The 23231-nt window shown below is 40.9% G+C and carries 25 protein-coding genes; 12 read left to right on the plus strand and 13 right to left on the minus strand.

Annotated features, from left to right (window positions below; translation table 11 throughout):
• Nucleotides 1-187 precede the first annotated feature (187 nt).
• Nucleotides 188-760 carry a hypothetical protein gene (locus GTQ34_RS15410; protein ID WP_166524700.1) on the minus strand — a complete coding sequence of 191 codons (573 nt, stop codon included), beginning with the start codon at nucleotides 758-760 and terminating at the stop codon, nucleotides 188-190.
• Nucleotides 761-989: 229 nt separating this feature from the next.
• Here GTQ34_RS15410 and GTQ34_RS15415 point away from each other — a divergent pair, with 229 nt between their 5' ends.
• The 4 genes from GTQ34_RS15415 (at nucleotide 990) to GTQ34_RS15430 (ending at nucleotide 5453) form a co-directional block, all read left to right on the plus strand.
• Entirely contained in the window at nucleotides 990-1862 is an 873-nt protein-coding gene (locus tag GTQ34_RS15415; protein ID WP_166524701.1) for a DUF2911 domain-containing protein, read from the plus strand.
• Nucleotides 1863-1941: 79 nt separating this feature from the next.
• On the plus strand, nucleotides 1942-3249 hold the full coding sequence (gene rimO, locus GTQ34_RS15420; RefSeq protein WP_166524702.1) for a 30S ribosomal protein S12 methylthiotransferase RimO: 1308 nt from the start codon (nucleotides 1942-1944) through the stop codon (nucleotides 3247-3249).
• 97 nt (nucleotides 3250-3346) lie between these two features.
• Entirely contained in the window at nucleotides 3347-3829 is a 483-nt protein-coding gene (locus tag GTQ34_RS15425) for a DoxX family membrane protein (protein WP_166524703.1), read from the plus strand.
• Between the two features lie 4 nt (nucleotides 3830-3833).
• Complete coding sequence (locus GTQ34_RS15430) at nucleotides 3834-5453, plus strand: Gfo/Idh/MocA family protein (protein ID WP_166524704.1); 1620 nt, start codon at nucleotides 3834-3836, stop codon at nucleotides 5451-5453.
• A 17-nt stretch (nucleotides 5454-5470) separates the two neighbouring features.
• Here the strand turns inward: GTQ34_RS15430 and GTQ34_RS15435 are convergent, their stop codons facing one another.
• Both GTQ34_RS15435 and GTQ34_RS15440 read right to left on the minus strand, forming a co-directional pair.
• Entirely contained in the window at nucleotides 5471-6223 is a 753-nt protein-coding gene (locus GTQ34_RS15435) for an anti-sigma factor (RefSeq protein ID WP_166524705.1), read from the minus strand.
• Nucleotides 6223-6786, minus strand: a complete 564-nt coding sequence (locus GTQ34_RS15440) for an RNA polymerase sigma factor (RefSeq protein ID WP_166524706.1) — start codon at nucleotides 6784-6786, stop codon at nucleotides 6223-6225. The genes GTQ34_RS15435 and GTQ34_RS15440 overlap by 1 nt, the downstream gene beginning before the upstream one ends.
• Before the next feature lie 116 nt (nucleotides 6787-6902).
• Between GTQ34_RS15440 and GTQ34_RS15445 the strand changes: the two genes are divergently transcribed.
• The gene (locus GTQ34_RS15445) at nucleotides 6903-7421 is read left to right on the plus strand and encodes a fasciclin domain-containing protein (protein WP_208103910.1); all 519 of its coding nucleotides are present in this window, start codon (nucleotides 6903-6905) and stop codon (nucleotides 7419-7421) included.
• A 49-nt stretch (nucleotides 7422-7470) separates the two neighbouring features.
• Here the strand turns inward: GTQ34_RS15445 and GTQ34_RS15450 are convergent, their stop codons facing one another.
• The 4 genes from GTQ34_RS15450 to GTQ34_RS15465 are packed head-to-tail and all read right to left on the minus strand — an operon-like array spanning nucleotide 7471 to nucleotide 9840.
• A complete protein-coding gene (locus GTQ34_RS15450) occupies nucleotides 7471-7983 on the minus strand; it encodes an SRPBCC family protein (RefSeq protein WP_166524707.1) in 513 nt (170 codons plus the stop codon).
• Nucleotides 7980-9113 (minus strand): serine hydrolase, encoded by a 1134-nt coding sequence (locus tag GTQ34_RS15455; protein ID WP_166524708.1) that lies wholly within the window; start codon nucleotides 9111-9113, stop codon nucleotides 7980-7982. The genes GTQ34_RS15450 and GTQ34_RS15455 overlap by 4 nt, the downstream gene beginning before the upstream one ends.
• 14 nt (nucleotides 9114-9127) lie before the next feature.
• Nucleotides 9128-9382 (minus strand): hypothetical protein, encoded by a 255-nt coding sequence (locus GTQ34_RS15460; RefSeq protein ID WP_166524709.1) that lies wholly within the window; start codon nucleotides 9380-9382, stop codon nucleotides 9128-9130.
• A 5-nt stretch (nucleotides 9383-9387) separates the two neighbouring features.
• On the minus strand, nucleotides 9388-9840 hold the full coding sequence (locus GTQ34_RS15465) for an SRPBCC family protein (protein WP_166524710.1): 453 nt from the start codon (nucleotides 9838-9840) through the stop codon (nucleotides 9388-9390).
• A gap of 114 nt (nucleotides 9841-9954) precedes the next feature.
• Here GTQ34_RS15465 and GTQ34_RS15470 point away from each other — a divergent pair, with 114 nt between their 5' ends.
• From GTQ34_RS15470 to GTQ34_RS15500, 7 genes are all read left to right on the plus strand, one after another.
• Nucleotides 9955-10836: a peptidyl-prolyl cis-trans isomerase gene (locus GTQ34_RS15470; protein WP_166524711.1), complete on the plus strand. Its 882-nt coding sequence runs from the start codon at nucleotides 9955-9957 to the stop codon at nucleotides 10834-10836.
• Nucleotides 10829-12223, plus strand: coding sequence for a peptidylprolyl isomerase (locus GTQ34_RS15475; RefSeq protein WP_235915063.1), 1395 nt, complete (start codon nucleotides 10829-10831; stop codon nucleotides 12221-12223). The genes GTQ34_RS15470 and GTQ34_RS15475 overlap by 8 nt, the downstream gene beginning before the upstream one ends.
• Nucleotides 12224-12227: 4 nt before the next feature.
• Complete coding sequence (locus GTQ34_RS15480) at nucleotides 12228-13181, plus strand: AAA family ATPase (protein ID WP_166524713.1); 954 nt, start codon at nucleotides 12228-12230, stop codon at nucleotides 13179-13181.
• A 101-nt stretch (nucleotides 13182-13282) separates the two neighbouring features.
• Nucleotides 13283-15553: an aconitate hydratase gene (locus GTQ34_RS15485; protein WP_166524714.1), complete on the plus strand. Its 2271-nt coding sequence runs from the start codon at nucleotides 13283-13285 to the stop codon at nucleotides 15551-15553.
• Nucleotides 15554-15627: 74 nt separating this feature from the next.
• A complete protein-coding gene (locus GTQ34_RS15490) occupies nucleotides 15628-16188 on the plus strand; it encodes a TlpA family protein disulfide reductase (RefSeq protein ID WP_166524715.1) in 561 nt (186 codons plus the stop codon).
• A gap of 6 nt (nucleotides 16189-16194) precedes the next feature.
• Entirely contained in the window at nucleotides 16195-16755 is a 561-nt protein-coding gene (locus GTQ34_RS15495; RefSeq protein WP_166524716.1) for a TlpA family protein disulfide reductase, read from the plus strand.
• On the plus strand, nucleotides 16756-17490 hold the full coding sequence (locus tag GTQ34_RS15500) for a DUF3291 domain-containing protein (RefSeq protein WP_166524717.1): 735 nt from the start codon (nucleotides 16756-16758) through the stop codon (nucleotides 17488-17490).
• Here GTQ34_RS15500 and GTQ34_RS15505 read toward each other — a convergent pair.
• The 6 genes from GTQ34_RS15505 to GTQ34_RS15530 are packed head-to-tail and all read right to left on the minus strand — an operon-like array spanning nucleotide 17452 to nucleotide 23223.
• The gene (locus tag GTQ34_RS15505; protein ID WP_166524718.1) at nucleotides 17452-18084 is read right to left on the minus strand and encodes a carotenoid biosynthesis protein; all 633 of its coding nucleotides are present in this window, start codon (nucleotides 18082-18084) and stop codon (nucleotides 17452-17454) included. The genes GTQ34_RS15500 and GTQ34_RS15505 overlap by 39 nt on opposite strands.
• Nucleotides 18074-19558, minus strand: coding sequence for a 1-hydroxycarotenoid 3,4-desaturase CrtD (gene crtD / locus GTQ34_RS15510; protein ID WP_208103911.1), 1485 nt, complete (start codon nucleotides 19556-19558; stop codon nucleotides 18074-18076). Before crtD ends, GTQ34_RS15505 begins: the two co-directional genes overlap by 11 nt.
• Nucleotides 19558-20007: a sterol desaturase family protein gene (locus tag GTQ34_RS15515; protein WP_166524719.1), complete on the minus strand. Its 450-nt coding sequence runs from the start codon at nucleotides 20005-20007 to the stop codon at nucleotides 19558-19560. The genes crtD and GTQ34_RS15515 overlap by 1 nt, the downstream gene beginning before the upstream one ends.
• Complete coding sequence (locus GTQ34_RS15520; RefSeq protein WP_166524720.1) at nucleotides 20008-20847, minus strand: phytoene/squalene synthase family protein; 840 nt, start codon at nucleotides 20845-20847, stop codon at nucleotides 20008-20010. It abuts the gene before it with no gap.
• 4 nt (nucleotides 20848-20851) lie between these two features.
• Nucleotides 20852-22306 carry a phytoene desaturase family protein gene (locus tag GTQ34_RS15525; protein ID WP_166524721.1) on the minus strand — a complete coding sequence of 485 codons (1455 nt, stop codon included), beginning with the start codon at nucleotides 22304-22306 and terminating at the stop codon, nucleotides 20852-20854.
• 17 nt (nucleotides 22307-22323) lie between these two features.
• Nucleotides 22324-23223 carry a MerR family transcriptional regulator gene (locus GTQ34_RS15530; protein ID WP_166524722.1) on the minus strand — a complete coding sequence of 300 codons (900 nt, stop codon included), beginning with the start codon at nucleotides 23221-23223 and terminating at the stop codon, nucleotides 22324-22326.
• Between the last annotated feature and the right edge of the window lie 8 nt (nucleotides 23224-23231).

Below are 23231 nucleotides of genomic sequence, written 5' to 3' on the forward strand. Positions count from 1 at the left end.
AGCTAATAAACGTTCAAATTACCTTCTTGTTGTTATGATTTTCTTAAATGTCTTCCAACGGTCTCGGCTATGAGTAGTTGTGTGCTTTAATACCTAACTTAACAAGTACAACCCAAACTGAAATTCCACAAGGATTTTCAGAAGTAGGCGAGAACAAGCAATTACTTATAGCCATTGTTGTAGCACGTTATTTTTTGTTATTATATAATTCAATCGCTTTTAGGTATTTCATTGCGATAGGCTCTGTTTGGCCGTCCAAAAACCCATTTAATTCCGGGTGATTTTCGTCAATCCAGCTTAAGAGTTTAGTTCTGTTTCTTTCCCAAGTTTTATCATTAAAAAGCACGTTCTTTCTTTCAATACTGATTATTTTATCAGAATCAAATCGGATGACTTCATTCCAGACAGTTGGTTCTTCGTGAAGAAGAAGGATTCTTTTATCCACTTTTGAAATCGTTGATTTAACAATTTCGTTTTCTTGCTCAATTTCAAGGATTTTGTATGTTGGATTGAATACTGAATCCCATTTCAACCATTCTTCAATATATTCTTTCTTTGAAAATGTTTGCTCATAGTCATAATCGGTTTCTTTGGTCAGAAGGCTATCAGTCACTAAAGTTTTCATAACAGCACTATCAGAATTGTCAAGAGCCTTGTAATATTGCTTTGCAATTTCAAGTTTGCCAATTTCCTTTTCAGAGTTTTTACAAGAGGTAAATCCAAAGGTCAATAACAATAAAGGAATTATAATTTTATTCATTTGTATTTCGTTTTCGTAATGTGCTACAACTTGTTTATATGGATGTAAAATACGTTTATATACACCCAAAATGGAATATAATGGACATAAAAAATACTCTTTTATTGAAACGCAGATATAAAGAATTATGTCATTTCGAAGGAACAAAGTGACTGAGAAATCTTAAATTTAACAGGAAGTGTTCACGTATAAGGTAGGGATAAGCCATTTCACATTTGAGTTATAAGGCATGCCGCAGAATTTTCTTAAATACTACATCCACATTGTTTTTTGTGGAATCTTTCTGGTGACACAAGCCCAAATCACCCACCCCAAAGCCAGTCCCTTTGCCACGGTGGAGCAAGAAGTGGGCCTGGCTAAAATAACGGTACACTATTCTCGTCCAGCAGTTCGTGGCAGGGAGGTTTTTGGCAACTTGGTACCCTATGGCCGTATTTGGCGGGTAGGTGCCAACGAGTCCACCAAAATAACTATTAGTTCGGAGATGGAAGTCACGGGCAATGTACTACCAAAAGGCACCTATGCACTTTATGCTTTTCCGAAGGCTGATACCTGGGAAATAGCATTCCATACCAATACCACCCATTGGGGCGATGGCCGAAAAAACTATGACCCCTCGGAAGATTTGTTTCGCATTACGGTTATACCAAAACAAATACCTTATCATCAAGAAAATTTTTTGATTGCGTTTGATTTCATTACCCATAATAGTCTCCAAATGCAATTGACATGGGCCAACACCCAAGTGGTTATTCCTTTTTCGGTGCACACGGAAAAGCAAATGGATGCGGAAATTACCAAGCAAATAACCGAAAACCCAACCGCCCAGACCTACTATGAAGCTGCTCGTTACCTACAAGAACAACAGAAGGATTTTGAAAGGGCGTTGGGTTATCTCAACAAAGCTTTGGAACTGGGTGGGGACACTTATTACTTTCATCGTGTAAAATCCTTGGTGGAAGCAGAACTTGGGGATTACGAGTCGGCCATTAAATCTGCGAAAAAATCAAAGGAATTGGCAGCAAAAGAGGGAAAGGACGAGTTTGTGCGGATGAATCGAGCTAACATCAATCAATGGAGCGTTCTTTTGAAAGAACACTAAGCACTATTTTGAGTTCAAGAGATAAATATCCTTTTAGGAACTAACTTTCCCGTATTTTTGCATTCCATTTTCAAGAACCATGCGCACAAAATCGCTCAAGAAGAACAAAATCAATGTGGTTACCCTCGGTTGTAGCAAGAATGTCTACGATTCCGAAGTACTCATGGGCCAGTTGCGGGCCAATAACAAAGAAGTGGCCCATGAGGAGGAAGGCAATGTGGTCGTCATCAATACTTGCGGATTCATAGCCAATGCCAAGGAAGAGAGTGTAAACACCATTTTGGAGTATGTGCAAAAGAAAGAGGCCGGAGATGTGGACAAGGTTTTTGTAACCGGTTGCCTTAGCGAGCGCTACAAACCCGATTTGCAAAAAGAAATTCCCAATGTTGATGCATATTTCGGTACCAGCGATTTGCCAAATCTATTAAAAGCCCTGGGAGCCGATTACAAACATGAACTCTTGGGTGAACGTTTAACGACCACGCCAAAAAACTACGCGTATCTGAAAATTGCCGAAGGTTGTGATCGACCTTGTTCTTTCTGTGCCATTCCATTGATGCGTGGTAAGCACAAAAGCAAACCCATTGAAGCGTTGGTGAGCGAATCCCAAAAATTGGCTGCAAATGGAGTCAAAGAACTGATATTGATTGCCCAAGATTTGACCTATTATGGTTTAGATCGCTACAAAAAGCGGAATTTGGCCGAATTGCTCCAAGCGTTGGTGAAAGTGGAAGGTATTGAATGGATACGATTGCACTATGCCTTTCCGACTGGATTTCCAATGGATGTCCTGGAAGTGATGCGCAAAGAACCCAAGATTTGTAATTACATCGACATTCCGCTACAACATATTTCCGATTCCATTTTAAAAAGTATGCGACGGGGGACCACGCAGGCCAAGACCACCAAGTTGCTCCGTGATTTTAGGACTGCCGTTCCCAATATGGCCATTAGAACCACATTGATTGTGGGTTATCCAGGAGAAACCGAAGCGGATTTCCAAACGCTGAAAAATTGGGTCAAGGAAATGCGATTTGAGCGCTTGGGCTGTTTCACCTACAGTCACGAGGAAAACACCCATGCTTTTTCTTTGGAGGACGATGTGCCCGAGGAGGTAAAGCAACAGCGTGCCAATGAAATTATGGAACTTCAATCGCAGATATCTTGGGAACTGAACCAAGAGAAAATCGGAAAGATTTTCAGGTGTATCATCGATAGAAAAGAAGCCAATTACTTTGTGGGAAGGACTGAATTTGATTCCCCGGATGTGGACAATGAGGTGCTCATTGATGCTTCCAAACACTATGTGAAAATCGGTGACTTCGTTTCACTAAAAATTATGGAAGCTTCCGATTTTGATCTCTACGGAGTTCCCTTAGATCAATAGTTTGCAAGTTTGTTTGCAAGATGACATTTGTCATAGTACACCTCCCGTGTAGGGCATAGTTTTGATTTCTGAACTGGAAATCTAAAACTTTATTCCCATGACCAACGAAATTAATGGCAAAAAGGTAAGTGCCACCATAGTGGTGCTTCGCATTTTGATTGGTTGGCATTTTTTGTATGAGGGCGTCGTAAAAATGTACAATCCAGAATGGACTTCCTTTGGTTATTTGGCATCGGCTCAAGGACCTTTGAAACCAATTTTTACCACATTGACCGCAGAAGCTGTAATCGGTTGGGTAGATACCCTGAATATGGTTGCATTGCTTCTGGTCGGAATCACTTTGATATCGGGATTTCTTGAGCGGATGGGCTCCCTTGTCGGTATCGGACTGCTATCGCTTTATTATTTGGCACATCCATCCTTGCCTTGGCTACAACAACTTAATGTGGAGGGGAACTACTGGTTGGTCAACAAAAATCTGATTGAATTGGTAGTTTGTGTCTTACTCTACTATTATCCCACGGGCCACATATTTGGACTTACCTATTTTACCCGTAAAAAAGAACTGACCAAAATTTAGAATTATGAAATGGACTAGAAGAGACTTGTTAAAAGGTTTGGGTGGACTTCCCATACTGGGAGCCGTTTGGTGGGCCGGTGCCACCAGCACCGTAAATAACAGAAGGGAACGGTATGAAATTTTGGAACAGTTGAACATACAACCCTCATTACCTCCCACGGTGCCGGGTATTGAAGGCGAACCAACCCGGGTTGGAATTATCGGTTTCGGCATACGTGGAGAACAACTTTCTAGGGCTTTGGGGTATGCCACCGAAGAATGGAAGGAAGAAATGCGGCTGGAAAAAGAAGAGGATCCCAATAATAGCGCATTGGAAGATTTCATGAATCAGGATAAGCTCAATGTAAATATTGTTGGAGTTTGTGACATTTTTGATGTACGTGCCGAAAGGGCTATCGATTCGTTTTCTACTCCAGACAATAGAATCAAGCGATATACCACTTATAAAGAGATGATTCATAGTGGGGATGTGGATGCCGTTGTTATTGCTACACCTGACCATTGGCATGCCCCGATGTCCATAGAGGCTTTAAAAAACAATGTGCATGTCTATGTAGAAAAACCAATGACCCACACCATTTCCGAAACCTATGCTTTGCGTGATGCTGCACATCAATCCAAAGCCGTTTTTTCCGTGGGCCACCAGCACAGACAAACATTGAGTTTTAGTACCGCCAGGGATATTGTGGAAAAAGGGACATTGGGTCATGTTTCGTTGATACAGACCAACACCAATCGTAATGATGACAACGGCGCTTGGAATTATGACATTCATGAAAAGGCGAGTCCCCAAACCATTGATTGGGACCAATTTTTGGGCAGTGCGCCACAGGTACCTTTCAACAAGAATCATTTTTTCAGATGGCGTAAATGGTGGGCCTACGGTTCAGGACTTTCTGGGGATTTGTTAACCCATGATTACGATCGTTTGAACTGCGTTTTGAACATGGGCATACCCACTTCGGTTATGGCTTCGGGGGGAATATACACCCATAATGACGGAAGAAATGTTCCGGACGTTTTGCAGGTAAACATGGAGTTTCCCAATTACAGTACGGGAAGCAGCCAGCCCAAGGGGAAAGAGAAGGGTATGACTTTTTGCTACAGTGCCACCTTGGGCAATGGGTTCAATCGACCTACCATATTGATGGGCCATGATGCTTCTATGGAATTGGGCAATAATTTGACAGTATGGCCGGATGCAGCATCTACCCGATATGCCGATATGTTGGAAGCTGAAAAGATGAAGCCCCACATTCCCATCTACCAATACAACCCCGCTGCCAATGTGCCCGATGCCATTTCATCGGCAACCTCCCAATATTTTGCAGATAAGGGATTGATGTGGACCTATATTGATGGGGTAAGGGTCGATTCCACTTTCTTGCACATGCGGGAGTGGCTGAGTGCCATTAAAAATGGAGGTAAAGTAAGTTGTGGAATCAAAGAAGGTTTTGAAGAGGCGATTTCAGCGCACATGGCAGGTTTGTCTTGGAAATTGGGCCGAAAAATTGAATGGGATGAAGCTTCAGAAACCTTGGCGCCCATTGATGGAATTGATTTTGATGAAGTGCTGTTGGCCAGTGATTGGCAGGTTGAACAAGCAATGGCGGAAGAAGCTTAGTGCTTTCGAGCAAAACGTTACAGAATTACGTAGGATACCAATTCTTCAACGGTCGGGTGGTCGTTACCCCCTGCAGGTTCGATGGTAATGTTCAACGATTCGGCGTCTTCAATATATTTTAAAGTGACCAACTCACTATCAGTGGGCAAAGTGCCCATATTGATCATTTCCCCATCCACATCGCTCCACATTTGATACGTTTTATCTTTGGGCAAGGCAGGTAAGCCCTTTGGGTTGACAAGCACCTGCTGACTTTTATGGTTGACGTAGGCCACGGCTTTTCCGTTGGATGCTTTTTGGTTTCCGTAGAGGACCAAAGGAATAACATCGGGATTATTGATACTCTTAAAATGATTGGAAGTAAGTCTGAATTCTGATTCTAATTTGTCCACTTGACGCCGCAATTGACTGGTTTGGGATTGAAGGGTACTTAAACTGCTTTCTGCATCTTGCCATTTTCCATAAAGCCAAAAGGAGCTAAGCCCGAAAAGCAGTGCCACAGTAGCTGCTATGGATAATGGAAGCCAATTTATTTTCCTAATACCCGGTTGTTCCAAAGCATTTTTTAATTGCGTTTTCACAAGATTGGGGGGTGTTATGGCTTGCTCTATTCCCATACGTTCAAAATCAGCTTCCAATACATCAAAATGTGCCTTAAGTTCTTTATCCTCCCCAAGGGCTTTTTCCACAATAGCGGTCAGATCTTCTGAGAGCTCTCCGGTCAGATAAAGCTCTAGAAGTCCTTCTTCTAATATCCTTTTCTTATCCATCATGCCATTAATTGTAAAATAAACAAAATGTAGACCAATTTATGGTTGTAGGTCTCCCGTAATTGCTTCAAGGCTTGTCTCACATAGGATTTAAACGTGCCCAGGGGCACTCCCATGGCCTTGTGTGCCTGTTTATGGGTGTAACCCCTATAATACACAAGGGCAATAGCTTCTTGATGATGCGGTTCAAGGGTTTTTATGGAGCCTTTTAAAGCTGCATAGTCAGGTTCCTCTTCATTCACCTCTTTTGTGTCATATACACTTAAATCTTCCGTTTGGATGAGCTTTTTCTTGGAACGCATCGAATTTAATGTAGTATTTCGGGCGACGCGATAGGCCCAGGTATAAAACCGACCTTTGGATGCATCGTAACCTCCTATATTTTTCCAAATTTTGATGAATGTTTCCTGTAGTAAATCCTGGGCTTTGGCTTCATCTCTGCACATACGTAGTATGACCCCGTAAAGTGCACCGGCATATTTGTCATATAAGGTAAGGAGGGCTTTGTCATCGCCGGAAAGCAAACTGGCGATTACCTCATGGTCTTCAAAAGTAGTCTTCATCGTTAGTGTTAAAGATATGATAAAAAAAGCCTGTCTTCATCCATACGCCCAAACCATGTGTAAATAATAACGTAAAGCGCGCAAAAAATAAATCATTAACAATTAAAACCAGAAAAATGAAAAAATTATTATTGGGAATCGCAACCTGTGCAGTATTCTTATTCGCTCAACAAACAAATGCACAAAAAACCAATGATATTGTGGATATCGCAGTATCTGTGGAAGACTTTTCCACTTTAGTGACCTCCTTGAAAGCGGCAGATTTGGTAGGTGCATTGAAAGGTGAAGGACCATTTACGGTATTTGCTCCAGTGAATTCAGGATTTGCCAAGATTGATTCAGAAACACTTGACGCACTACTACAACCAGAAAACAAAGAAAAATTATCAGCTATCCTAACGTATCACGTAGTTTCTGGAAAATTGATGGCTTCTGATGTCGCTGCTGCTTTGGAGAAAGGAAATGGAAGCGCAGAACTTACGACCTTGAACGGTGGGAAATTGACTGCTATGAAGAAGGACGATGGCATTTATTTAATGGATGCTAAAGGAAATTCGAGTAAAATTTCCAAAACCGATGTTGCTGCCTCAAATGGAGTAATCCATATTATTGAGGATGTTGTAATGCCCAACTAAGCAAGTATTGTTCGTTCTGATGTTGAAAAGCACCGCATTGCGGTGCTTTTTACATGTTAACAAACTCAAAACCGGCCAGGGGAATATCTGTTAGGTCGAAATCCCTTTCATTAAGAAGAATTCCGTGCTCCAGATAGGCCTTAAGGTTCGCCAGCCAAAACGTCCAACCATTGCTACAACCATAGTGAACATTCAATTTGCTTTCATCATCTGTAGGAATGTTGTATTGTCGCAATGTTAAAAGAACAGCACTCTCATGGTTCTCCAGTGAAACGGAAACGTTGTTACCTTCAAACGTTATAACCAAATTGTCGGTCCCATTTGCTTCAAGAACCTCTCCAGTGGCTTGTCCATCCCAATTGTGCCATTCCCAAACATAGAGATCACCTTTTTGAATTTTCTCTGACGCGTTTCTTTTGGTGCCGTCCACTTTTTGATATTCGGCCTTCTTCAAAAACCATGAACTTATTCCTTCCGAGGTAGCCCAACACCAATATAGTTTTTCCATTGGAGCTTTGATATAAATCTTTTTTGTGAATTCGTCAAAAGCTAGTTTTTTCATCTTTTTCTGTTCAGTTCTATTTGGTAAAGTTCTCTACCCAATTGTGCCAAAAAGGGAATTCCGATCTCATCATATTCGTAGGCGTCATCATTAAACACTTCATCGCTGTTGACCAAAATGGTCGCAGTGATCATAAAAGCTACATTGTTCTTGGTGTCTTTGATGTAAGCGCAGTCTGTTAAGGTTCCGTAGGCGTACCCCACTTTGTTATAAATTTCAATATGCTCTGGCATTGGGTCGGTATCGTCTCCGAACATGAAGAACTTTACATAACTATCATAAAATTCTTCCGTATCGTAGCCTAAACTTTTCGGAAGCCTATGCATGGCGTTCAATAAAAACTCACGCTGTTCAGGACTGATATCAAAACGTTGGTCTTCGGGAAAAGCTTCTGGGAAGATGATGCGTTTTAGCAAAGCGTGCTGCGCAGTAATTGGGTAGTAGTTTTTTAAGGAGAAATCAAAAGGTTCCAAATGCAAGGAATCGTCGGCATAGAACCCCCTTCCTTTATGCACTCGTTTAATTTCCAAAGGTTTCACAGGAGTATTGATAATAGGATGACTCATAAATGTGGTAGAGTCGTTCAAGTATATGATCAATGGTTTTGTGGTCACATTGTCCGCATCGGGAGCAGAAAGTCTATGTGCAATCCGAATTGGGTGGACTCCTTTGCTACGCATCCGTTGGTTTAGTTCGTTCTGTCCTAAAAATTCTACAAGTCGATTGTTGGCTGCATTGTCCGATACTGCAAAGATTTCTGAAATAGCTTTCGCAAATGTGGTCTCAATACTATCCCCTTCAACATAGAAGCAGGTGTTCATATCTAGAGAATCAATTTCATTGAGCTTTTCAAGCGTAGCTACCGCGGCAGGAAATTTGACCGTGCTTGCTGGATAAAAATAATGTGAGAAATTCACTTGAAAATCAAAGTCCTTGAAGATGACGCTGTCGTTTTTGCCATCAATTTGGGTATAGCGTATTTGCACTTCATGCGCCTTTAAGTTGTCCATTACCCTTTTGATTAAGGGGTTGTCCGACCTTAGTGCAGTTTGTAAAGGATTTTTGTAGGAAACACTGCTGCATGAAACCATACCGAGTATCAAAACCAATAGTATGAATCTTGTATGCATCATAAAATTGTTTGTCATGTTTCAGAAAGAAATTCACCCCGATGGGGCTTCAAAAGGTCACGGACCTCCTTCATTTCGAACTCGGCCACAGCCAAAAAGGCGATGCTATGCATGTCACTAAAATGTTGCACGCCGGCATCATCGAATTTTAGTTCCTCTATTATGGCAAATTCCTCCAAATGTTTTTTGTAGTGCTGAGCCATTTGGGCGGCCGTGGGGCCGCGAAAATCCCATATCATTTTAACTTTTCGGTCCAAAATCTTTTCCATTTGAATCAAGAATCCATTACGGAGGTTCCGTTTTCAGCAAAGGCCTTAAAATCGTTCAAATACTTCATGGTCTGTTTTTTAAAGGCACCAGGCATTAAAATTCCTATTAGCTTCATCATAAAACTCGAAAACTTAAAAATATTATCTGATTTCCATAGGGTCTTTCCGTCTACTTCCTCAAAATAGTTTTTTTGAATGTTTTGTACTCCCTTCGTATCATAAGAGGCGTGCAGTTCATGGGGGAAGTTACGTTTTATAATGGTCTCGACCATATCCACATTACGATTACCCATGTTATAACTCAAGCTCATCTGGGCGCCTTCCTCTCCCGGAACACCGGATAAATGCTCGTACTGCAACAACCCGTTTTGCCAGTGTTTCATGTTTTCGGGGTCATCCAACTTTTTGACGAATTCATCACGGGGAAGATGAACCAATATTTCAACAGTGTATTGCATTTGGTCAGGTTTTGCACTAATGTAGCAAATTATCTTTTTTGTTTTGCTACTAAAAATCTGTTAATGAGCGTGGCACCATGTTGTGCGGCTTTAAGTAATTGTTATTTTTGCGAAATGTTTTCGCTCCAAAAGAATTACCTATACCTGCTTGGTGTCATTATAATTGCTATATGCTCCTCTTGTGATTCCCTTTTTAGGGAAGCGCCTGAGAAAAATCCTTTGGCACGTGTTGGTGATGCCTATCTTTATAAAGAAGATGTTGTTTCCCTTATTGGGGATGAGATGTCAGCCCAAGACAGTGCATTGTTCGTAACCAACTATATAAACAGATGGGCTTCGAAACAATTGCTGTTATCCAAATCAAAAATTAATTTACCAGAAGAAAAATTGGCTGAGTTTGACCGCCTTGTTTCCGATTATCGTATGGATTTATATACCCGGGCTTATATTGAGGCATTGGTATTGCAATCCCAAGATACCGCAGTAACCCGTGAAGAACTTAAAGGGTACTATGAAAAGGAAAAGGAGAACTTTAAACTCAACGAAAAATTGGTTCAGTTAAGATTTGTAGGTTTGCCTCTGCAGTTTTTGGATAAAGATGCGGTAGTAGCCAAACTGAAGAATTGGAAGGAGGAGGATAAGGAATATATGGATTCCATAGCGGTACAGTTCAAAAAAATACACTTCAACGATTCTATTTGGGTTGGTGCTTCCCGGGTTATGGAAGAAATACCACCTCTAACCCCACTCAACGAAGAACAGTACTTAAAAAAATCACAATTTTTTGAATTGCAGGATTCCTTAGAGGTATATTTGGGAAAGGTCACCAATGTACTTCAAATAAACGATACGGCCCCTTTTGAATATGTAATACCAGAGATTAAGCAATTGATTGTGAACAAAAGGAGATTGGATTATGCAAGAAGATTGGAAACGGAAATCATTGATGAAGCAATAAAAAAGAACGAATTCGAGGTTTATGGAAAAAATGAGTAAGAAAGTAGCAATTTTTTTTCTCTTAGCTAGCTTGGGGACATTAAGCGCCCAAGATATTGCAGAGGCTTTACCTGAAAAAGATACCACCCGCACAACGAAAAGAATAAAGCTAGATGGTATTGCGGCCGTAATAGGAGACTATGTTATTCTCGAATCGGATATAGATAAAACATTGATAGATCTTAAAAGCCAAGGGGCATCTACCCAAGATATTACCCGATGTGGGCTTTTGGGAAAGTTGATGGAAGACCGATTGTATGCCCACCAAGCGGTGCAGGACAGTCTATTGGTTTCCGATGATCAAGTGAATGCACAAAGCGACCGGCAGATTCAACAACTGGTTGCCCAGGTGGGATCCATGGAAAAAGTATTGAAGTTTTATAAAAAGCCCGATATCGAAACCTTTCGCACAGAGCTTTTCGAAATCAATAAACTTCGAATGCTTTCTGAGAAAATGCAAAGTAAGATTGTTGAGGAAATAGAAGTTACCCCTGAGGAGGTTCGACAGTTTTTCAGCAAAATACCAGAAGACGAAAGACCTTTGTTTGGTGCTGAGCTTGAGATTGCACAGATTGTAAAGCAGCCAACGGCACCGGAAGAAGAGAAACAACGGGTGATCGACAGATTGAAGCAAATAAAGCAAGATGTTGAGGATAACGACGCCAGCTTCAACGTAAAAGCTATCTTGTATTCCCAAGACCCTGGGTCAAAATCAAAAGGTGGTTTTTATAGCATGACCCGTGAAACGCCATTTGTCAAAGAATTTAAGGACGTTGCCTTCAGTTTACAGGAAGGCGAAATATCCGAACCGTTTGAAACAGATTTTGGATATCACATCATTTATATAGAAAAAATTCGAGGTCAAGAGGTTGATTTGAGACACATTCTTTTGATTCCAGAGATACCACAGAGTGCCATTGATAAAGCAGTAAAAGAACTGGACAGTATTCGGGAGCAGGTTTTAGACGGCAAGTATACCTTTGCAGAGGCCGCATTGAATTTCTCTGATGAAAAAGAGACCAAGTTCGATGGAGGACTGCTGCGGAACCCAATTAATTTTGATTCAAGATTTGAGCTGACCAAAATGGATCCAACACTTTATAACCAAGTGCGTAATTTGAAGGATGGTGAGATTTCAAGGCCGATACGCGAGGATGATCCAAGAGGTGGAGCACCCAAGTTCAAGATCATGAAAATTTCCAACAGATTTGACGAACACAAGGCAGATTTTGCAAAGGACTATCTCAAAATACAGGAGTTGGCACTACGCGAAAAACAGTTTAAGGCCATCAAAGAATGGATGGACGACCACATTGACGATACCTATATCCATGTAAATACCGATAACAGGGATTGCAATTTTGCAAATAACTGGGTAAAGGAGTAGTTATATGTCAGATGTATCAGCCGTAGAAAATCTTGTAAAAAAACACCAAGCCCTTAAAGAGGAGATTGCTAAGATCATTGTAGGTCAGGAAAAGGTCGTCGAACAGATATTGCTTTCCATCTACACCGGAGGGCACTCGCTGTTGATTGGTGTGCCGGGGCTTGCTAAAACTTTGATGGTCAATACCATTGCCCAAACCTTGGGACTGGATTTCAAAAGGATTCAGTTTACCCCTGATTTGATGCCCAGCGATATATTGGGAAGTGAGGTTCTAGATCAGAACAGAAATTTTAAGTTCGTTAAGGGCCCCATCTTTGCCAATATCATCTTAGCGGATGAAATAAACAGAACCCCTCCAAAAACCCAAGCGGCACTGCTGGAGGCTATGCAAGAAAGGGCGGTGACCATAGCAGGACAAAGATATCAGCTGAGCAAACCTTATTTTGTGCTGGCCACCCAAAATCCTATTGAACAAGAAGGAACGTACCCATTACCAGAAGCGCAACTGGACCGCTTTATGTTTGCTATTGAGCTAAAATATCCTTCCATAGAAGAAGAAATACAAGTAGTGAAAACAACGACCACCGATGAGGAAACACAACTGCATGCTCTGTTCAACGCTGAGGAGATCATTGCTATTCAGCATTTGATAAGAAGAATTCCGGTGCCGGACAATGTTGTTGACTATACGGTGAGGTTGGTAAACAGAACACGCCCCGGCATGGACGAATCCTTGGATTTTATCAATGCCTATGTAGATTGGGGCGCAGGGCCACGGGCTTCACAAAATTTGGTGCTGGGAGCAAAAGCCCATGCAGCTATACATGGAAAGTTTTCTCCCGATATTGAGGATGTAAAGGCAATTTCGCATGGAATTTTGCGACATAGAATCCTGAAGAACTACAAAGCTGAGGCCGAGGGCATCTCCGAGGATGATATAATTACAAAGCTTTTGTAGCACGAGAATCGCTAGGAGCTTTTCTAGTAATTGTAATTCTTATTTCGTAGGTATTTTACTAAATTTACGCAATTACTAAAATCTTAAAATTTAATTGCAGCATGGCGTTTGACATTGATATGATTAAAGGGGTTTACGCTACCATGGGAGAGCGTGTGGAAAAGGCCCGTGAATTGGTGGGGAGACCCTTGGCCCTTGCCGAAAAAATATTGTATTCGCATCTTTGGGAGGGAATGCCTACCCAATCTTTTAACCGGGCGAAGGATTATGTTGATTTTGCCCCAGATAGAGTGGCTTGTCAAGATGCTACGGCACAAATGGCCTTGTTGCAGTTCATGCATGCAGGAAAGCCAAAGGTTGCAGTTCCGACTACCGTGCATTGCGATCACCTCATTCAAGCAAAAGTAGGGGCAGAGGCCGATTTGAAGAGAGCCAATGAGACGAGTAACGAAGTCTTCGACTTTTTAGAATCTGTTTCCAATAAATACGGCATTGGCTTCTGGAAACCCGGTGCGGGAATTATCCACCAAGTTGTATTGGAGAATTATGCTTTTCCGGGTGGAATGATGATAGGTACGGATTCCCATACGGTGAATGCCGGTGGTTTGGGAATGGTTGCCATTGGTGTGGGAGGTGCTGACGCTGTTGATGTGATGGCAGGTATGGCATGGGAGCTGAAATTTCCCAAATTGATAGGAGTCAAACTTACTGGAACACTTTCTGGATGGACCGCTCCAAAAGACGTAATATTAAAAGTTGCCGATATCTTGACAGTAAAGGGAGGTACAGGTGCCATAATTGAATATTTTGGTGAGGGAGCAACTTCAATGTCCTGTACTGGAAAAGGAACCATTTGTAACATGGGGGCCGAAGTAGGTGCTACAACATCAACTTTCGGATATGATGAATCCATGGACAGATACTTGCGTGCCACGGACAGGGCCGATGTGGCCGACGCCGCTTTAAAGGTCAAGGAACATTTAACCGCTGACCCAGAAGTGTATGCCAATCCTGAAAAATATTTTGATCAAGTAATCGAAATTGATCTAAATACCTTGGAACCGCATTTGAATGGGCCATTTACACCGGATTTGTCCACGCCAATTTCCAAAATGAGCGAAGCTGCAAAAGAAAATGACTGGCCACTAAACGTAGAGGTTGGATTGATAGGGTCCTGTACCAATTCATCCTATGAAGATATCTCTAGGGCCGCTTCCTTGGCCAAACAGGTTTCAGACAAGAACTTGAAGACCAAATCGAAATTTACCATCACTCCAGGATCAGAACAAGTTCGATATACTATTGAGCGTGATGGTTTTATAGATACCTTTAACAATATTGGTGCAACTGTATTTGCCAACGCTTGTGGTCCTTGTATTGGTATGTGGGACCGTTATGGGGATAAGGCAGCCAACGGACCTAGAAATACCATTGTGCATTCCTTCAACAGGAATTTTGCCAAACGGGCCGATGGCAATCCAAATACGCTGGCCTTTGTGGGATCTCCCGAACTGGTCACAGCAATTGCCATAGCAGGACGATTGGACTTCAATCCTGTAACTGATAAGTTGATCAATGAAGATGGTGAAGAAGTAATGTTGGATGAGCCAAGAGGTTACGAGCTCCCTCCCGAGGGATTCGCAGTTGAAGATGCAGGTTACGTTCCACCTAAGAAAGATGGAAGTAGTGTTGAGGTAATTGTGGCCTCAGATTCTGAACGATTGCAGCTTTTAGAGCCCTTTGAGCCCATTAAGCCTGAAAGTTTGTCAGGAATGAAATTGCTCATCAAAGCTTTTGGCAAATGTACCACAGACCATATTTCCATGGCAGGACCCTGGTTACGTTATAGAGGACATCTTGACAACATTGCCAATAATACCTTGATTGGGGCCGTAAATGCTTTCAACAAAAAGACCAATTTTGTCAAAAATCAATTGACAGGTGAATATGGGGGCGTGCCCGACACACAAAGAGAGTACAAAAAGGCTGGAATAAAAACCATTGTTGTCGGGGACCATAATTATGGAGAAGGATCTTCAAGGGAGCATGCGGCCATGCAGCCAAGACATTTGGGCGTTGCGGCAGTTTTGGTGAAATCCTTTGCAAGAATCCATGAAACCAACCTTAAAAAACAAGGAATGTTGGCCCTCACCTTTGCCAATGAAAATGATTATGACCTGATACAAGAGGATGATACCTTCAACTTTGTGGATATCGAGGCTTTTACGCCTGATAAACCTTTGACCTTGGAATTGGTCCATGCAGATGGCTCCAAGGATACTATAATGGTGAACCACTCCTACAACGATGCACAAATCAAATGGTTTAAAGAAGGTTCTGCATTGAATGTGATTAAAAAAGAAAATGCATAATCAAATCCATAAAATCAACCAAAACTCCTGATAAAACAATCAGGAGTTTTTAGTTCCTCCAAATCCCGATAAAGATGAAAATCAATAAAAAGACCGCGTTAAACATTGTTTTAATCCTTTTTGTGCTTTCATTTTTTGTGACACCCTTGGGACATTATGGAAAAATCGCACTGAATCGATTGTTTTCATTTTCACCTTCCGTTATTGATGCTTCCGAAAGAAACCAAATCACGGATTATGATTGGAAATTAAAAGATGCCGATTGGAACTTTTTTAATTTCGAAAAATCCCAGGGCAATGTCGTTTTCATCAATCTTTGGGCCTCTTGGCGTTTACCTTGTGAAGCAGAATTAGCAAGCATACAAGAGCTTTACGACCAATATAAGGACAAGGTGGACTTTTATATCATCACCAATGAAAACAGACCCCCGGTAGAAGCGTTTATGGAAAAGCATGGGTTTACCTTTCCCATCACTTATTTGATCATTGGTGAAAAAATGCCAATAAATGTGGATGAAGTGCCATCCTCCTACCTTATTGACAAAAATGGAAACGTTGTAATCCATAAAGAAGGCATTGCTGATTGGAGTTCCAAAAAAGTGTATGCTTTGTTGGATGACCTTATTTCAGAATAACAAAGAATGAAGCTTTCCAAAAAACAAATTGGCAATGCAATTTGGATTCTTGCCATAGCGCTGATTGTTTTCACGCCCGTTGGTTTTCACCTTAGGGTGATGGTCAGTAAGCTGTTCGCAACCGGTGCTGATATAATTTCTGTGGAGGAACAACAAACTTTGGAAAACTACAATTGGCAACTGGCCGATATAAAGGGCAATCGATACAACTTTGAATCGAGCAGGGGTGAGGTTGTGCTTTTGAACTTTTGGGCCACATGGTGCCCGCCTTGTGTTGCAGAACTTCCCAGCTTGGAAAAATTACATAAGGATTACAAGGATAAAGTAACCTTTGCTTTCGTGGCCAATGATAAAGTTGACAGAGTATCGGCATTTTTGAAAAAGAAAGGTTATGATTTGCCAGTCTATTTTCAGGCTACTGCAGTTCCAGGCGAACTTGAACATTCAAGTATACCGACTACATATATTATCAGCAAATCTGGAAAGATTGTGGTTGCCGAAAGTGGTGTGGCCAATTGGAATTCTAAATCTACAAGAGACCTTTTAAATCAGCTTTTAAAGCAATAAATGTCCCAAATCACCACAATTTCACTGTTCAAGTACAAGGGTTTTAAAAACAAACTTTGGGCATTCGGGATGATGCAATTCGCACACACTCACTTAAAAGAGGTTAAGGGCTTGAGTTTCTACAAACTTTGGGGTAGTGGTAAAGACGGTTTCAGTCCATTGCCCGATTGGAACATATATGCCTTAATTCAAGTTTGGGATAATGCTCAGGATGCAGAACACTTCTTCTCGAAATCCTATTTGATGCAGAGGTATGCGCATCACACCGAAGAGCTATGGACATTATATCTTAAAAACGAGAAAAGCAGAGGAGAATGGTCGGAGAGCAACCCTTTTCGCAGAAGTAAAACCTTGGATATTTCAAATCCTTATGTTGTAGCAATCACCAGAGCCACAATAAAGACTAAAATGTTGGTCAGGTTTTGGAAGTACGTTCCAAAATCACAAAGGGGACTTTTCGAGAATGGTGGACTTCTCTACACGAAAGGTTTTGGTGAAGTTCCTATAAGGAACATGGCAACATTTAGCGTTTGGAAGGACCGCAAAGCACTGGACTCATTCGCCTATCAAAAAAATCCACATGTTGGCGCAATAAAGGAAACCCGAAAACTGGATTGGTACAAAGAAGAACTGTTTTCCAGATTTCAGCCTTATAAATCCATTGGAACCTGGTTTGGAAAGAATCCCTTGCCTTCCTTAGACCCGAACCAAAAAAAAGTAGACAAAGAAAAGTAGCTGTGCCATGTAAAGATTAAATGAAATGGCCTTGTTTCCTGATGCCTTGAACCTCCAAAGTAAAAACTGCATCAAAAAACCAATAGTAAACCAAGTAATGTAGTTCTTGATAGGCACATGTCCGTCAAACAACCAGAAGTCAAAATTTGGAGCGTTTTGTTCCATAAAAAAATCCAAGAGCACCATCAATCCAGCTCCAAGGCCCATTTTTATCCAAGGTGATGTCTTTAGAGAACTTGCCATCTCGGCTGTAATAAAAGCGAGCAGCCCCCAATAACCGCCTATGAGCCATGGTACTCCATCCAGTTTGGGTCCCAAGCTTTTGCCGTATTCATAGTCTCCAAAGAGTATTCCGTAGTTGATTCCTAGCCATTCTGCAAACATTCCAATCGCAAAAAACAGAAGGAACAAAAGTATCTTTTTGATATTGTTCATTGGAAATACCCAAAAGAACAGGAAAAGACTTAACGTAAGATTCAAAGGTGTTTTTTCCAAAAACCAATCCTTATGACCTATGGTGATTCCCACAATTGCGGAAATATGAAATAGCCAAATAATGAAAGCGGCGAACCAAGTTTGAAATTTAGATGGCATTTTTGCACGGGATATTTGGGATTAAATCACTGACAATTTGTGCAGATAACAGGCAGAGCGGAATTCCACCTCCCGGATGAACAGACCCACCGCAGAAATAAAGATTCTTGATTCTTGAGCTGAAATTAGGATGTCTTAAAAAAGCGGCAAAACGTGAATTGCTCGCCGCTCCGTAAAGGGCACCGCGATGCGAACTCGTGTGCTTCTCAATATCTATTGGGTCTAAAGTGAATTCGGAAACAATGAGTTGTTCAATATCAGTATTGAGGCACTTATTTAGTTTGTGTATAATATTTTTCCTGCACCGTGCCTTTAGCTTATCCCAATCTTGTCCATGATTTCCCGGAGCATTTACCATTACAAACCAATTTTCGCAACCTTCTGGGGCGTCCTGGGGTTCATCTTTGCTGGTTATATTGATATATACCGTTGAGTCATCGGACAGGGTCTTTTTATGAAAAATATGCTCAAATTCAGTCTCATAGTCATTACTGAAGAAAATATTGTGCAAATCGAGTTCTTTAAATGGTTTGGAAATACCCCAATAAAAAATCAGGGCAGAACTTGATCGCTCTTGCTGTAAGACCTTCTTTGGTTGTTTTTGGCGGGACAGTAATTCTTTGAATGTTGGATAGATATCCATATTGGACACAACAATATCTGAAGTGTATCGCTCCCTATGAGATTGGACACCTTTAGCATTTCCTCCTTCAACTAGTATTTTTTGCACCTTTTCATCAAATCGGAATTCTACTCCCAATTGCTCCGCCAGCCGATATAGCGATTTGGTAATCTCGTGCATACCACCTTTCGGGAAAAAGGTGCCATAATACATCTCCAGATGGGGAATCATCGACATGATGCCCGGAGTTTGATAGGGTGATGAACCATTGTAGGTGGCAAACCGATTGAACAACTGGATTAGTTTTTTGCTTTTAAAGGTTCCTTTATTTGTGTCGTTCAGGGACTTGTAGATGTCAAGCTTTCCAAGTTGAAGAATTGCCTTTAATGTATCTTTGGTAAGATAGGTGCTCAACTTATGCAATGATTTCTCAAGAAACAACGGTGCTGTCAAGTCATATTTTTCCTTACTGTTTTTTAGATAGTTTTCAATGTTTTCTTTTGATTCATCAAATGTCCTCGCTGCTTCAGAAGAAAAAGTGCTTTGTTCGCTCGACGCAGAGAATTGTGTCCCATCATCCCAAAAATAATTGCAAATGACCGCTTTTTTTTTATAGTTGAAATGGTCCCTTGGATTCTTTTGGTGAAGTTCGAAAAGTTCATCAACAAATTGGGGCATGGTAAACAACGAAGGTCCAAGATCAAAACGAAACCCATTTTGTTCAACTGCATGGAGCTTACCCCCGGGGTAGGTATTGGCTTCCAATACCAAAACATCGTAATTCTTCGCTTTTAATCGAATTGAAGTAGCGATTCCGGCAATACCAGCGCCAACAACAATGGCTTTTGGCATTATTTTTTAAAATATTTAAAGGGGACAAAAAGCATCCCGAAACATTCCCCATCTTCCTTGCCCAGGTGCTTGTGGTGCATCTTATGGGCCCTTCTTACGCCCCGTGCATACCAGTTGTTGGCTTTTCGAAAAAATTTAAACCGCTGGTGGATAAAAATGTCATGCACCAAAAAATAAGTGATTCCATAAGCCAGAATTCCAAGACCAATGGGCCAACCGTACCAGAATGATGTGTTGGTAGCAATAATTATAAATGTCATACTTACCACAGCGTAGAAGATAAAAAAGGCATCATTTCGCTCAAACCAAGAATCGTGATCCTTTCTATGGTGGTCTTTGTGCAAACTCCATAAAAAACCATGCATTACATATTTATGGGTGAACCAGGCCATGAATTCCATGAAGCTGAATGTCGCAAGGAAAATAAGTATCCAAAGTGCTATTTTCATTTATACCAATTGTAATTTGTAGTTAAGATAAGAATGTGCCAACAAGCCAAATTTTTGATAGTTGGGCACTCTAATCCGTTTGTTTTTTATTTCCAATGGTGGTGTGCTCTGTAACTTTTGCAACAGTTTTTTATAATATCTATAAGCAGTGTATACCCCAAATTTAGCTTGATCTGGCAATTGGGCAATACCAGCATACCCTAAGGCAAAGTCAGCCTTTATTTCGTCCACAATTCTTTTTTTCGATACTTCATCCAGCCGGGTCAAATCAATATTCGGGAAATAGGTGCGATTTAACTGTTCATAATCCGATTTTAAGTCTCGTAGAAAATTTACCTTTTGAAAAGCAGAGCCAAGAGCCATGGCGGATTCCTTCAGCTCTTCATATTTTTCCTTATCTCCGTCCACAAAAACGCAAAGGCACATCAGTCCAACAACATCGGCAGAACCATAAATGTATTCCTTATACTCTTCATAGGTGTTGTATTCCTTTTTGGTAAGGTCCATCCGCATACTTCTCATAAAAGCTTCCACTAAATGATGTGGAATGTCGTATTCATGGTAGGTATGCTGAAAAGAATTCAAAATGGGATTCAGACTGATTTTTTTTTCAATGGCATCTTCCATAGCTTGTTCAAAGTCATTGAAAAGTGTTTCCTTATCGTAGTTGTGAAAAGTATCCACAATTTCATCGGCAAATCGAACAAATCCATAAATATTATAGATGTGTGAACGTATTGAAGAAGCCAGCATTTTGGTGGCCAGTGAAAATGATGTGCTATAGGATTGGGTAACGAGCTTACTGCAGTCGTAGGATACCTCGTCAAAAATGGTTTTCATGGGCTTACTTTTTTTTAATGATCAGGTCAGAAACCAACTTGCCCGAAATCAAAGAGGGAGGTACTCCTGGACCTGGAACTGTCAGTTGGCCTGTAAAAAACAGATTTTTCACTTTGTCACTTTTAAGGTTGGGGCGCAAAAAAGCTGTTTGCCTCAGCGTATTGGCCATACCATACGCATTGCCTTTGTACGAATTGTACTGTTCCACAAAATCGTTTACACAAAAGCTTTCCTTAAAAATAATGGATTTTTTGACAGTTTGTTTCGTTCTTTTCTCAAATCTATCCATAACGATATCGAAATATTGCTCCCGTAACTCTTGGGTATCTTCAAGTCCGGGCGCAATAGGAATCAGAAAAAATCCGGTTTCACAACCATTTGGGGCCATAGTGCTATCCGTTGCTGATGGAAAATTGGCATAGAACAAAGGGTCGCTAGGCCATTTAGGATTATCGTAAATTTCTTGGGCGTGCCGTTCAAAATCAGTGTCGAAAAACAGATTGTGATGTTCAATATTTTCCAATTTTTTATTGAATCCGATATAGAAAAGTAGGGAAGATGGAGCGTAGGTCTTTTTGGCCCAATACGATTCTGAATACTGCCTGTGTTGTTTATCAAGTAGGGTTTCTGAATGATGATAATCGGCACCGCTCACTACGTAATCGGCATAAAGATTTTCTCCGTTGCTTTCAATTCCTGTTACGGTTTTGTCTGAAACAAGAATTTTGGACACTGGACTACCTGTATTGATTTTCACTCCCAATTCTACTGCCACACTTTTCATGGCCTTAATGATTTCATACATGCCTCCTTTTGGGTGCCATGTACCCAGACCAAAATCAGCAAAGTTCATAAAACTATAAAACGAAGGGGTTTTGCTAGGTTTGGCTCCCAGAAAAAGAACGGGAAATTCTAGTGTGGAGATCAATTTTGGGTTTTTGAATCTTTTCCGTACTTCTTGACTGATGGTCTTGAAGAATTGGTCCACGCGAAGCACAGTCTCTTTGGTGACCAATTCCAAAGGGGACAGTCCTGGCCTAAGCACTACCTTGTTAATCGCAATATCGTAGTTTTCCTGGGCCTTACCGATAAAGTTTCGCAAATGCTCGGAACTTCCGGTTTCAATGCGCTCAAATTCCTCACAAATTTTGTCCATGCAATCACCAATGGTAATTACATCGTCTTCAAAAAAAATCTTATAGGCGGGGTCTAGTTTATCCAATTGGTAGTAGTCGGAAGTTTTCTTCCCGAATTCGTTGAAGAATTTTTCAAAAATATCGGGCATCCAATACCAACTGGGACCTATATCAAAAGTGAACCCTTCTTTCACCAATTGTCTGGCCCGGCCACCAACAGTCGGGTTTTTTTCAAAGATTTCTACACTATATCCCGCCTTGGCTAGATAACATGAGGCTGAAAGCGATGAAAAACCGGAACCTATAACAATGATTTTCTTCATTTTAGCGTGTAGGCTTATCAAATAGAATCCATTAACTGTTCTATGGAATTGAATGTGTTAATGTTCCTGGGTAAATCTTCTTGGGCAACATGCTGTATTTGATGCCCCAGAACCAATAACTTGCAATTGCCCAAAGAATCGAGTGTTTTTGTAAATTCTTCAAAATAGCTGCTCAACTCATCTTTGGTCGGCGAAACTGTGAAATAGGATATGAAATGAATGTTATCATAATACTTCATTAAATCCACAAGGCTATCTATGGGCATGGTCTGGCCCAGATATATGGTTTTATATCCTCGGAGCGCAATCTCATAGTTAATATACAGCAACCCGATTTCATGAATTTCATTTTCGGGCAAGAAAAGCGCAAACACTTTATCCTTTCTGGTAGGTTCCAATATTTGGAGCTTTTCAGTATTAATATAAATTTTTTGTTTAATCAAGTTAGTGATAAAATGTTCATGGGAAGGACTGATGGTATCCGTTTGCCACAGCAGCCCAAGTTCATTTAAGAGTGGTATGAATACCTCATTGAAAATCTCTCTAAACGACCTTTCGGACAAAAGGCTGGTGTAGGTGCTGAAGAAAAGATTTTGGTCAAAATTGACCATGGCCAGTTTAAAAGCGTTGATGGCATGATCTTTTTTGCTGTTATTGGCCACAATTTCCCGTACCATAACCGGTATCTGGGATTCATCAAGCTTTGCTATTTTGGAAATTTTGTAACCGTTGTTGTACAGAAGGGTAACGTTCAACAATTTTTGCAAATTGGCCAAATCGTAGGTCCTGATGTTCGTTTCGGTTCTTTCCGGTGAAAATAGATTGTATCTTTTTTCCCAAATTCTTATGGTGTGCGCCTTAATGCCAGAAAGATTTTCAAGGTCGCGGATACTGAAGGATTTCTTAACATTGTTCATCTTTTGCA

It is taken from the genome of Flagellimonas ochracea (genome assembly GCF_009903685.1).
GTDB lineage: Bacteria > Bacteroidota > Bacteroidia > Flavobacteriales > Flavobacteriaceae > Flagellimonas > Flagellimonas ochracea.